9 protein-coding genes are annotated in these 12,336 nt (G+C 59.1%); 3 read left to right on the top strand and 6 right to left on the bottom strand.

Going from position 1 to position 12,336, the window contains the following annotated elements; genetic code table 11:
* Positions 1–149: 149 nt before the first annotated feature.
* From D0T11_RS10130 to D0T11_RS10105, 6 genes are all read right to left on the bottom strand, one after another.
* Positions 150–1,937, bottom strand: a complete 1,788-nt coding sequence (locus D0T11_RS10130; protein ID WP_119655678.1) for an acyl-CoA dehydrogenase family protein — start codon at positions 1,935–1,937, stop codon at positions 150–152.
* 202 nt (positions 1,938–2,139) lie between these two features.
* Positions 2,140–3,318, bottom strand: a complete 1,179-nt coding sequence (locus tag D0T11_RS10125) for an acetyl-CoA C-acyltransferase (protein ID WP_119655677.1) — start codon at positions 3,316–3,318, stop codon at positions 2,140–2,142.
* 181 nt (positions 3,319–3,499) lie between these two features.
* Positions 3,500–5,908 (bottom strand): 3-hydroxyacyl-CoA dehydrogenase/enoyl-CoA hydratase family protein, encoded by a 2,409-nt coding sequence (locus D0T11_RS10120; protein WP_119655676.1) that lies wholly within the window; start codon positions 5,906–5,908, stop codon positions 3,500–3,502.
* 112 nt (positions 5,909–6,020) lie between these two features.
* Positions 6,021–6,503: a MarR family winged helix-turn-helix transcriptional regulator gene (locus tag D0T11_RS10115; protein WP_119655675.1), complete on the bottom strand. Its 483-nt coding sequence runs from the start codon at positions 6,501–6,503 to the stop codon at positions 6,021–6,023.
* A 133-nt stretch (positions 6,504–6,636) separates the two neighbouring features.
* A complete protein-coding gene (locus D0T11_RS10110; RefSeq protein ID WP_380282737.1) occupies positions 6,637–7,467 on the bottom strand; it encodes a carboxypeptidase-like regulatory domain-containing protein in 831 nt (276 codons plus the stop codon).
* A 133-nt stretch (positions 7,468–7,600) separates the two neighbouring features.
* Positions 7,601–9,382: an AMP-dependent synthetase/ligase gene (locus tag D0T11_RS10105; RefSeq protein WP_317127263.1), complete on the bottom strand. Its 1,782-nt coding sequence runs from the start codon at positions 9,380–9,382 to the stop codon at positions 7,601–7,603.
* A 188-nt stretch (positions 9,383–9,570) separates the two neighbouring features.
* On the opposite strand from D0T11_RS10105, the gene D0T11_RS10100 reads away from it, so the two are divergent.
* The 3 genes from D0T11_RS10100 (at position 9,571) to murQ (ending at position 11,979) form a co-directional block, all read left to right on the top strand.
* Positions 9,571–10,761 (top strand): formimidoylglutamase, encoded by a 1,191-nt coding sequence (locus D0T11_RS10100; protein ID WP_119655672.1) that lies wholly within the window; start codon positions 9,571–9,573, stop codon positions 10,759–10,761.
* 33 nt (positions 10,762–10,794) lie between these two features.
* The gene (locus tag D0T11_RS10095; RefSeq protein WP_119655671.1) at positions 10,795–11,085 is read left to right on the top strand and encodes a cytochrome b5 domain-containing protein; all 291 of its coding nucleotides are present in this window, start codon (positions 10,795–10,797) and stop codon (positions 11,083–11,085) included.
* A gap of 90 nt (positions 11,086–11,175) precedes the next feature.
* Complete coding sequence (gene murQ / locus D0T11_RS10090) at positions 11,176–11,979, top strand: N-acetylmuramic acid 6-phosphate etherase (protein WP_119655670.1); 804 nt, start codon at positions 11,176–11,178, stop codon at positions 11,977–11,979.
* Positions 11,980–12,336: the final 357 nt, after the last annotated feature.

Genomic DNA, 12,336 nt, shown 5'->3' with positions numbered 1-12,336 from the left:
AAGCTACTAAAAAGCAACCAGCCGCCCCCAAATGGGAGCGGCTGGTTGTTTGAGCTGTTTTGGAGTGGCGAAAAGTGACGGATTTGCCGGCGCCAGCGCCGGACAAAAAATTCGCACAACCCGTTTAACTCCGCCCCAATTCGTGGTCCTTAGTAAGCGTACTCGTTGGCGGCAATCAGCTTGTCGGCAATGCGACGACGGGCTTCCTTGGCGTTGTAGAGGTCGGCCTTGGTGAAGCGTTTGAGGCCCATGGCCAGCAGGCGCTGCTCGTCGCCCTCGGTCATGGTGCCGATGGCGTCCTTACCGAACTTGTTTACCTGGTCTACCGTGTCGTAGAGGTACACGCGGGCCATGTCAATCTGCGTCGAAACGGCCTCCTCGCCCTTGGTTTCGGCCTCTTTCTCCACGCGGAGCAGGATGCTTTCGGCAGTGTACACCTTGATGGCCATGTCGGCGATGTTCATGAGCACTTCCTGCTCCTTGGCCAGCGAGTTCATGTACTTCTGCACGGCCGTACCGGCTACCATCAGAATGGCCTTCTTCAGCTTGGCCAGCGTCTTTTTCTCAGTGGCGAACAGGCCGTTTTCCTCTTCCAGGTTCATGTCCGGAATGGCCATCAGCTCCTGCTGCACGGCCTGGGCGGGGCCCATCAGGTCCAGCTCGCCCTTCATGGCCTTCTTCAGGATCATATCAACGGCCAGCATGCGGTTGATTTCGTTCGTGCCCTCGAAGATGCGGTTGATGCGCGAATCCCGGTAAGCGCGGTCCATGGGGTAGTCGGCCGAGAAGCCGTAACCACCATAAATCTGCACGCCTTCGTCCACCACGTAGTCGAGCACTTCCGAGCCTTCTACTTTGAGGATAGCGCACTCCACGGCAAACTCGCGGGCGGCACCCAGCAGAGCCTCGTTGTGGCTCTGGCCCTTGGCCAGCAGCTCCTGCTCCATGCGGAAGATATCCATGCCAGCCCGGTAAATCGCCGATTCGACGGCGTAGATGCGGATGGCCTGCTGGGCCAGCTTGAACTTGATGGCGCCGAACTTGCTGATGGGCAGCTTGAACTGCACCCGCTCGTTGGCGTAGCGCACGCTCTGGGTGGCGCACATTTTGGTAGCACCCAGGCAGGCAGCAGCCAGCTTAATGCGGCCGATGTTGAGGATGTTGAAGGCAATCAGGTGGCCCTTGCCAATCTCGCCCAGCACCGCCGATTTCGGCACTTTCGCGTCCGACAGGAACACCTGACGGGTCGAAGAACCTTTGATGCCCATTTTGTGCTCCTCGTTGCCGAGGGTCAGGCCGGGCGTTTCTTTATCCACAATAAAACCCGTGAACTTGTCGCCGTCCACCTGGGCGAAAACGATGAAAACGTCGGCGAAACCGCCGTTCGTAATCCACATTTTCTGGCCGTTGAGCACGTAATGCTCACCGTCCTCGGTGGGCATAGCCTTGGTTTTGGCACCAAGGGCGTCGGAACCGGAGCCGGGCTCGGTGAGGCAGTAGGCTCCCATGAGCTCACCGCTGGTGAGGCCGGGCAGATACTTGGCCTTCTGCTCCTCGTTGCCGAAGTACAGAATGGGCAGCATGGCAATGCCGGTGTGGGCCGCGAAAGCTACCGGGAACGAGTGGCCACCGCCCACGCCCTCCGTCACGCGCAACGACGTGGGGAAGTCCATGTCGAGGCCGCCGTACTGCTCGGGAATGCTCACCCCAAACAGGCCCAGCTCGCCGGCTTTCTCCATCAGGCCGCGCATAAGGCCCTCCTCATGGTTGTCGAGACGGTCGAGCAGCGGCGTCACCTCCTTCCCCACGAAGTCGAGGGCGGTCTGGTGCATCATGTTCTGCTCTTCCGAAAAATCGGCGGGCGTGAATACGTCCTGGGCTTCGGTTTCCTTGATGATAAACTCGCCGCCTTTCACTAGTTGATTGGTAACTTCCATGATATGTTGAAGGTTGAGGTGGGAAAAGTAGAAAGTAAGTTGCTCGGCTTGCCTACTACTTTAAGCGAAGGCGGCCAGCGTTATACTCGTAGCGCAAGATACAAAAATTTGTTATGCTTGCCGAGTACTTTGTGTTAAGAAAACCCCGGAATGCCTTCCGGGGTTTTCGTTTAAGCGGATGGCGGGGTTGTGATACCGCCTGTTACTTCAGCAACTCGTAGATGCCGGCTACGCCCTGGCCGCCGCCTACGCAGGCGGTAACCATGCCGTATTTCTTGTTCTGGGCGCGCAGCTCGTGGAAGAGCTGGATGCTGAGCTTGGCGCCGGAGCAGCCGAGCGGGTGGCCGAGGGCAATGGCGCCGCCGTTCACGTTCACCTTGCTCTGGTCCATTTCCAGCTCGCGCATCACAGCCAGGCTCTGGGAGGCGAAGGCCTCGTTGAGCTCGAACAGGTCGATGTCCTGGAGCTTCATGCCGGCCTGCTTCAGCGCCTTCGGAATGGCCTTCACGGGGCCCATACCCATAATGCGCGGGTCGATGCCCTCAGTGGCGTAGGTGACCATGCGGGCAATGGGCTCCAGGTTCAGCTCTTTCACCATGCGCTCCGACATCACGATAACGAAAGCGGCACCGTCGGAGGTCTGCGAGGAGTTGCCGGCCGTTACCGAGCCGTTGGCCGCGAATACCGGGCGCAGCTTGCCCAGTACTTCCAGGGAGGTATCGGCGCGGGGGCCTTCGTCGGTATCCACTACGTAGGAGCGGGTTTTCTTCTTGCCGGTGGCCTGGTCGAGGTAGGTTTCGTTGACCGTGATGGGCACAATCTGCTCCTTGAACTTGCCCGCCTCAATAGCCTTGATAGCCTTCTGGTGGGAGTTGTAGGAGAACTGGTCCTGGTCTTCGCGCGACACCTTGTAGTCCTGCGCTACGGCTTCGGCCGTCAGGCCCATGCCGAGGTAGTAGTCGGGGTGCTTCTGAGCCAGGTTGTAATTGGGAACCGTTTTCCAGCCTACAGTGGGCACCATGCTCATGCTTTCGGTGCCGCCGGCCACAATGCAGTCGGCCATGCCGGCCGCGATTTTGCCGGTGGCCATGGCAATGGTTTCCACACCCGAGCCGCAGTAGCGATTCACGATGAGGCCCGATACGTTCATCGGCAGGGCGAGCAACGAAATCAGGCGGCCCATTTGCAGGCCCTGCTCGGCTTCCGGCACGGCGTTGCCCACCATCACGTCGTCGATGCGGGTGGGGTCGAGGGCGGGCACCGAGGCGACCAGGTGCTTGATGACGTCGGCGGCGAGGTCATCGGGGCGGGTGAAGCGGAAGCCGCCGCGGTTGGCTTTGCCAACGGCCGTACGGTAACCGGCTACGATATATGCGTTCATGCTTTTGAGTCTAAGAGAAAGTGGGAGTTACACTAGGCTAAGCTAGCTCCCCTCCTTGGAGAGGAGGGGCTGGGGGTGGTTGATGGTCGTTGAGCGTTTCTAGTTTTAGCACTAACTATCGCTCAACGCCAGTCAACCACCCCTAGCCCCGCCTTTCCAAGGAGGGGAACTAGATTTAGCACTAGTTCCGCAGCGGCTTGCCGGTCGTCAGAATCGACTGGATGCGCTCCAGCGTTTTCCGCTCGCCGGTGAGGCTCAGGAATGCTTCGCGCTCCAGGTCCAGCAGGTACTGCTCCGATACTTCGGTGGGGGCCGAAAGGTCGCCGCCGCACATGATAAAGGCCAGTTTGTTGGCGATTTTCATGTCGTGGTCGGAGATGTAGTTGCCCTGTCGCATGGCGTGCACGCCGGTCATGAACATGCCGAGTGCGCCTTTGCCGTGTACCTTGATGTTGGTTTTCTGCATCGGCTGGGTGTAGCCATCCTCGGCCAGCCCGATGGCGGCGGCTTTGGCCTGGGCCAGTACCCGGCTGCTGTTCACCACGATTTCGTCGCCGCGGCGCAGGAAGCCCAGGTCGAAGGCTTCGGCGGCCGAGGTCGAAACTTTGGCGGTGCTCACGGTCATGAACGTGTTGCGGAGCAGGTTGTACTCGGGCTCGCCTTCCTCGTATTTGAGTGCGGTGCGCAGCGTCATTTCTTTGGTGCCGCCGCCGGCCGGAATCAGGCCCACGCCGAATTCCACGAGGCCCATGTAGGTTTCGGCCGCGGCCACCACCTTATCGGCGTGCAGGTTCAGCTCGCAGCCACCGCCCAAAGCCAGGCCGTGGGGGGCACTTACCACCGGAATGCTGCTGTAGCGCATCCGCATCATGGCCTGCTGGAACTGGGCAATCATCAGGTTCAGCTCGTCGTACTCCTGGTCGAGGGCGTACATGTACACCAGGCCCAGGTTGGCGCCGGCCGAGAAGTTCGGCGCGTCGTTGCCCACCACGAGGCCGCAGAAGTCCTTTTCGGCCAGCTCCACGCCCTTCAGCAGGCCCTGAATTACGTCGGAGCCCAGCGCGTTCATCTTGCTGTGGAATTCCACGTTCAGGATGCCGTCGCCCATGTCGAGCACCGAGGCGCCCGAGTTCTTCCAGACCACCTTGCCGGTGGCCCGCAGGTTGTCGAGAATCACGAAGTTCTCCATGCCCGGAATGGGCTGGTAGCTTTTCGAGTCGAGGTCGTAGAACTGCTTCACGCCCGCCTCGTTCACCTTATAGAAGGTTTCGTGGCCGGCAGCCAGCATCTCTTCAATCCAGGGCGCTACGGTTTTGCCCTCGGCCTTGGCTAATTCCAGGCCCTCCTGCACGCCCAGCGCGTCCCAGGTTTCAAACGGACCCATATCCCAGCCGAAGCCGGCGCGCAGGGCATCGTCAATCTTATACAGGGCATCGGTGATTTCGGGAATCCGGTTGCTCACGTAGGCAAACAGGCCCGCGAAGCTCTTGCGGTAAAACTCACCGGCCTTGTCTTTGCCGGCTACCAGCACCTTGAAACGGTCGGCCAGCTTCTCGATGGTTTTGGTGGTTTCGAGGGTGGCAAACTTCACCTTCTGGCTCGGCTGGTACTCCAGCGTGTTCAGGTCGAGGGCCAGAATGGCGGTTTTGCCCTTGTCGTCCTTGGTTTTTTTGTAGAAACCCTGACCGGTTTTGTCGCCCAGCCACTTGCTCTCGCCCATCTTTTTCAGATAGTCGGGCAGCTCGAATACGGTTTTGGCTTCGTCGTTGGGCAGGTTTTTCGCCAGCCCGTTGGCCACGTTCATCAGCGTATCCAGGCCCACCACATCGGAGGTGCGGAAGGTGGCCGACTTGGCGTGCCCGATAACCGGACCGGTCAGCTTGTCTACTTCCTCCACCGAAAGGCCGAGCTGCTGCATCACCTGAATCACGTCCATGATGGCAAACACGCCCACGCGGTTGGCAATGAACGCGGGCGTATCCTTGGCCAAAACCGTGGTTTTACCCAGGTACAGGTCGCCGTAGTGCATCAGGAAATCCACCACCGCCTGGTCCGTGTCGGGGGTCGGAATGATTTCGAGCAGCTTCAGGTAGCGCGGCGGGTTGAAGAAGTGGGTGCCGCAGAAGTGCTTTTTGAAGTCGTCGGAACGGCCTTCGGTCATCATATGAATCGGGATGCCCGAGGTGTTGCTCGTAATCAGGGTGCCGGGCTTGCGGAACTGCTCCACGCGCTCAAACAGGCTCTGCTTGATGTCGAGCCGCTCCACCACTACCTCAATCGTCCAGTCGCAGCCGGCAATATCCTTCAGGTTATCATCAAAGTTGCCGGTTTTGATGCGGCTCACGTCCTGCTTGCGGTACAGCGGCGAAGGGTTGGCCTTCACGGTGGCTTCCAGGGCGCTGTTGACGAGGCGGTTTTTCACCGGCACCGAGTCCAGCTTGAGGCCTTTGGCCTCTTCGGCGGGCAGCAGCTCCTTCGGGGAAATGTCGAGCAGCAGCACCTGAACTCCGATGTTGGCGAAGTGGCACGCAATGCGCGAGCCCATCACCCCGGAGCCCAGAACAGCTACTTTTTTGATGGTACGGTTCATATTGGTGGGTAGTGGTGGTTATTCGTTATGCTTTGTTCGTTTTTCGTTGCTCGCTATCTGCCTTTCGAATCGAACAACGAAAAACAGACAACGCATAACGAAACAAGCCCCGTTACGCGGCCGATGATTCGGCGGAGCGCAGGGGCTTGAGTTTGAAATTGTCGTAGAGCGTTTTGCCCTCAATCATGGTCGTGATCTGACCAACGACGCGGAAAAACACGTCCAGTTCGCTTTGCGGGATGTCTTCGCGCACCTTCAGGTTGAAGTGGCGCACGGTCTGGCGCGAGATTTCCTTGTTGCGCAGCCCGTCCTCGGTCAGGAAAATGCGCACCGAGCGTTTGTCGTGCCGGTCGGCCTGTTTGTAAATCAGGCCCTTCTCCTCCATCGAGCGCAGAATGCGGGTCAGCGAGCGGGTTTCGAGGCCCAACAGTGGCGCGATTTTGGTGGCCGGTGTGCCGTTTTCCTGGTCGATGTTGAGCAGCACGAACCCGATGCTGGTGGTAATATCGTGCTTGGCTGCCTGCGTATTGTACATGCGCGAAATGGCGTGCCAGGCAACCTTGATGTTATAATCGACGGTTTCTTCAGGGGTCATGGGCAGGGCTATCAAGTCTGGTAAACATACGGATAATATGTTATGCTTGCATACTAAGTTACCCGAAAAAAGTTCGGGCCAGCCACGTGACCTACTACCGCGCAGTCGGCCCCAACCCATACGATAACCGAATCTAAGGCATCGTGAAGTTACCCCTTACCGGGCTACTGTTAAGATTGGCAGTCACTTTCCTTACGCGGTTGGTAATCGGGTCGACACCATACGGGATGGTATAGTAAGCCTGGTTACCTATCCCTCCTTCGGATATATTGACGGGTGATCCATAGGCTACCACGTACACCTGGTCGCCGCTTTTGAATCCCAGCGCCTGCAACTCAGCCTCGTGGAACGCAATTCTATCTTGCCGCCCCCCCCGTACTGCCGGGGCCGGTGTGCTTTCGGAATAGCCGTAGGTACCACTGCTCAGGTATTCTATGTTGCTCACGGCGTTGGTTTTGCCCACATACACGGCCATAGCAAACTTCTTAGGAGCAGGATATAAATCGGGGTTGTAGCGTATCGTGCATTCAAAGGCGGCTACCTCGCTGGGAAAGGAGTTGCTGGTACGACCTACGGGGCGCAAGCCGGTTACCTGCGTGCTGCTTTCCTCGTCCAGCGTTACCTGCTGCGCAGTTATTGGGGCAAGAGTCACGACGTTGGCCTCGTAGCGCATAGTACCCATCCCGGTCCGGCTTACATTCAGCACGTGCTTGCCTATCGGCACCTGCTGCAACTGATAGCTACCTTTGGCATCGGTGAGGGCCTTGATAGTGGTACCTTCCAGCGTTACCAGCGCCCCTGCCTGGCTGACGGGTTGCAGGGTTTCGTTGCGTGCTTGCACTACTCCCGTAATGGTTGTAGCAGTGGCCGCCGGAGCCGGCAGATCAGACGTTGAGTTACCGCAAGCAGTCAGGCCAAGCGCTACACCACCAATAAAGCTGGTTGACAAAAGATTGAGTGTCATATTTTTATAAAAAAAGTATTGATGAGGAACTTTTTCCCGCTGTACAAATTGTGTGCCATTGCCCAACATGCTGTAAAGGCAAGAAGGTCCTACCGGATTGGCAGGACCTTCCGCACTGGCACATGAAGCACTGTTAATGATAGAGGCCCTCAATCAGGTCCTGGTTGTTGGCCGTAATGGCCTTGCGCTTCACTTTCATGGTGGGCGTCATCTCCCCCGATTCTACGGTCCACTGCTCGGGCAGCAGCACGATTTTCTTTACCTGCTCCCATTGGGCAAAGTGGCTGTTCTGCTTGTGCACGAGGTCTTCGTACATCTTTACCACCTTCTCGTTTCGGATAAGATCCTCATTGGACCCATCGCAGGAAACGCTGTTGCGCCTGCACCAGCCCTTCAGGTCATCGAAGGACGGGATGACCAGGGCGGAGGGGAACTTCTGGCCGTCGCCGACCACCATGCACTGCTCGATGAGGGGCGACTCCTTCATTTTGCCCTCCAGCACCTGCGGGGCGATGTACTTACCGCCCGAGGTTTTAAACATCTCCTTTTTACGGTCCGTGATTTTGAGGAATTTGCCCTGCACCAGCTCCCCGATGTCGCCGGTGTGGAACCAGCCTTCTTCGTCGAATTCTTTGGCCGTGAGTTCGGGCTGGTTGTAATAGCCCTTCATCACCGATTCTGACTTGGTCAGAATTTCCCCATCGGAGGCAATTTTCACTTCCGTATTATCGATAACGGGGCCTACGGTGCCAATCATGTTGTTTTCGGGCTCGAAGCCGCCCACTGCAATAACGGGGGATGTTTCGGTCAGACCGTAGCCCTCCATCACGCGGATACCGGCCGCCCAGAACACGCGGGCCAGCCGCGGCTGCAAGGCCCCGCCCCCGCTCACGATGCAGCGCAGGTTGCCGCCCAACGCCTCACGCCACTTATTGAAAATGAGCTTATTGGCCAGCTTCAGCTGACTATTGTAGAAAAAGCCGTGGTTTTGCTGGTTGTCGTATTTGAGACCCAGGTTGAGAGCCCAGAAAAACATATTTTTCTTCACGCCTTCCAGCGCGTGGCCCTTGGCCACAATCTTGTCGTAGACCTTCTCGAGCAGGCGCGGCACGGTAGTGAAGATCTGGGGCTTCACTTCGCGCAGGTTGTCGGCAATGGTTTCCATGCTCTCGGCGTAGTAAATACTCACGCCGTTGATGAGGTAGAGGTGGGTAACCATGCGCTCGAAAATGTGGCAGAGCGGCAGGAAGCTCAGGGCGATATCCTCTTGGCTAACCGGCACGAACCGCTGGGTGTTGCGGCAGTTGCTGAGCAGGTTGTTATGGGTCAGCATCACGCCCTTGGGCTTGCCGGTAGTGCCACTGGTGTAGATGAGGGTGAGCAAATCGTCGGGCTGCACGGCGGCTTTGATTGGCTCCAAGTCAGCGGGGTTGCCCTGCTGGCCCAGGGCCAGCAACTCCGCGAAGTGGCGGGCTCCGGCCAGCCTGTCAAACGTGAACACGTTTTCGGCCGGAATGGCGAGACCTTCGGTGGCTTCGCGTACTTTATCGAGCAGTTTTTGATCGGCCACCAGCACGGCTTTCACGCCCGCATCGGCAAAAATATACTTGTAATCCTCCACTGTGATGCTTGGATACATCGGCACGCTGGTGGCCCCGAGCTGGGCAATGGCGAAATCGGCAATCATCCATTCGGGCCGGTTCATCGAAATGATGGCCACCTTATCGTTTTTGCCAATGCCGAGGGCGCGCAAGCCCAGACTGGCCTGGTTGACCTGCGCCACCACCTCATCGGTGCTCATGGGCGTGTATTGGCCGTTTATTTTGGCGGCGAAGCAGTCGGCTTTGTTGTACTTCTGCTGCAAATGGGGCAGAATATCAAATGTGCGACGAATATCCATGCGGAGAGAGGGCACTAAGGTGGGAGTTGGCAAAACAAGGAGGGGGCGCGCCGGCCGCAGGAGGTTGGTGAAGGCCCCAAAACGGAAAAGGCTGCTTAAATAACTACTTTTTTCGCGGGAAAACGATTACTCTCCCCCGAAATCCGGTAGGGCCATGCTCTGGTTTTGCGTAGCTTTGTCGGGGTCCGCTCCTTCCGCGCACGATGAATCTGGCTATTTTTTTTGATCCGCTTTCCGAGGAGCTGGTAGCCACTGCGGCTACTGCTACCACGCTGGCCGGCTACGTAAAACCGTTCCTCGACACGTTTCCGGACTGGCGCGCTGCCGATCTGGCCCTGATTGGTCTGGATGAATGGCGGGGCAGCGCGGCCGGCCCGCCGACCGGCCACGGGGCCGATGCCGTGCGCCGCCACCTGTACCAGTTGCAGAAGGGCAGCGGCCCCTGCCGCCTCGTGGACCTGGGCAACCTGCGTCCCGGGCTCACGCTGGAGGATACCTACCAGCGGCTGCGCGAAATTATTGCGGCCTTGCTGGAGCAGAACACCGTACCCCTGCTGCTGGGCGGCTCCCACGACCTCGACTACGGGCAGTTTCTGGCTTATGAAACCCTGGACCGGCCCGTGAGCTTCGCCACCGTGGATGCCCGCGTAGACATGGCCGAACCCGACAGTGCCCCCCCCGAAGACAGCCACCTGCGCCGGATGCTGCTGCACGCGCCTACCTTCCTGTTCAACTTCACCCAACTCGCCCACCAGCAGTACCTGGTGGCCCCCGATGTGCTCACGGCCCTCGAGAAGCTGCACTTCGAGACGCTGCGCGTGGGTCAGATCCGGGATGACATCCGGCAGGCTGAGCCCTTACTGCGACAGGCCGATTTCGTGAGCTTCGACATCGCGGCTTTGCGCTGGAATGATGCCCCCGGCTACTACCCGGCTAACCCCTTCGGCCTCACCAACGAGGAAGCCGCCAAGCTGGCCTGGTACGCGGGTTGCAACGACCAGCTCACCTCCTTCGGCCTCTACGGCTACCGCCCCGACCACGACACCCACGGCCTAGCGGCCATGGTGCAGGCTACCATGCTCTGGTACTTTGTGGAAGGCTATTACTACCGCCGCCGCGAAACCGATTTCCGGGGTCCCAGCTTCGTGCGCTACGCCGCCGGGCTGCATGGGCCGCCCCGCTACGGCTTCCAGACCGATGTGCGGGACGACGACGACAGCCCCGACCGCATCGTGTTCTATAAATCCCAGCAAACCGACCGCTGGTGGATGGAAGTAGTCAATTTGACCGGCAACGCCCGCCGCATCGTGCCCTGTAGCTACCAGGACTACCTGCGCGCTGCCCAAGGCGACGTGCCCCACCGCTGGATTCTCACGCAGGCGCTGCTGGGATAGGGAAATGAAATGTGAACCATTGAGAATTAAAACATGAACGGGGGCGAAGGCAGTTTCGAGCCGATTACGGGTGATGGGCGGCCGGTGGCCGAGCAGCCCACCTACACCCGGGGCCAGCTGGCGTTGCGCAACGGCCAGGACCGGGACGAAATCTGGGTGGCCTACCGGGGGCTGATTTACGACGTAACCCGCTCGCGGCTCTGGAAGCGCGGCAACCATTACGAGCACTGGGCCGGCCAGGACCTGACCCGCGAGTTGGACCAGGACGCGCCCCACACGCCCAACGTTTTCGACCGGTTTCTGGTTATTGGACAGCTACGGTAGTCAGGTCACGATTACCAGCTGCCTTCTGCTCGGCACTATGCTGAGTAGTCGATTGCCCACTTAAACGGACGCACCCACACGCCCTCCCCTATGACAACTGAGAGCCCCTCCTCCTTCGACCACCTTGAAACGCTGAGCACGACGGAGTTGCTGACCGGCATGAACAGCGTCGACCAGACCGTACCGCAAGTCGTGGCCCGGGCGCTGCCGCAGCTCACCGCTTTGGTAGAAGCCACCGTGGCCCGGCTAAGCGCGGGCGGGCGACTGTTTTACATCGGGGCCGGCACCAGCGGCCGGCTCGGCATTCTCGACGCCTCGGAGTGTCCGCCTACGTTTGGGGTGCCCCACGGTGTGGTTATCGGAATCATTGCGGGCGGCGACACGGCCATTCGCAAAGCCGTGGAAAATGCCGAGGACGATGCTCAGCAGGCCTGGCGCGACCTTTCGGCCCACAACATCACCAGCAAAGACATCGTGGTAGGTATTGCCGCCTCGGGCCGCACGCCCTACGTGATTGGCGGGCTGGAGCAGGCCCGGCAACATGGGCTGGCCACGGGCTGCATCGTGTGCAACGCCAACTCGGCGGTGGCAGCGGCGGCCGAGTTTCCGGTGGAGGTGGTCACCGGCCCCGAATTCGTGACGGGCAGCACGCGCCTGAAGGCCGGCACCGCCCAGAAGCTGGCCCTCAACATGCTCACTACGGCTACCTTCATCCGGCTGGGACGCGTGAAGGGCAACAAAATGGTGGACATGCAGCTCAGCAACGCCAAACTCGTGGACCGCGGCGAACGGATGCTGATGGAGGAGCTGGGCCTGGAGCAGCCCAAAGCCGCCGAACTGCTGGAGCTCCACGGCTCGGTACGGGCGGCTTTGGCGGCGTATAGTGGTCATTAGTGTGGTTCGGGCTAATCGGGCAATCAACGCTTTCACGTGGGTGCTGATTTTTACGCAGTTAGGTCTGTATATTTTGATCATTGCTTCCGGCGAAGGCTTGTTAGCAATGCTCGGTTCGCTTCCCTTTACTGGGTCAATCGCGATTTTGCTGCTTGTCGCGGCTATCCTAGCCGTTGAACAAAAGCAGTGGATTAGCGCAATAGTCTCCCAGGGCAAACGCATGAAGCCGGGTGGGGGCTAGCTTTGGGTCATGAGCCACCCGATTCGCGACTACTTTCTGCAAGTTGAAGATTTCCGTCAAGCCGCCAAGTGCCGCTACCGACTGGCTGACATTCTGCTTATTGGCTTGTGCACCTA

This window comes from Hymenobacter rubripertinctus (assembly GCF_003583925.1).
Taxonomy (GTDB): domain Bacteria; phylum Bacteroidota; class Bacteroidia; order Cytophagales; family Hymenobacteraceae; genus Hymenobacter; species Hymenobacter rubripertinctus.
The sequence above is the reverse complement of the archived record's forward strand: the minus strand, read 5'-3'. Positions and strand labels throughout refer to the sequence as shown.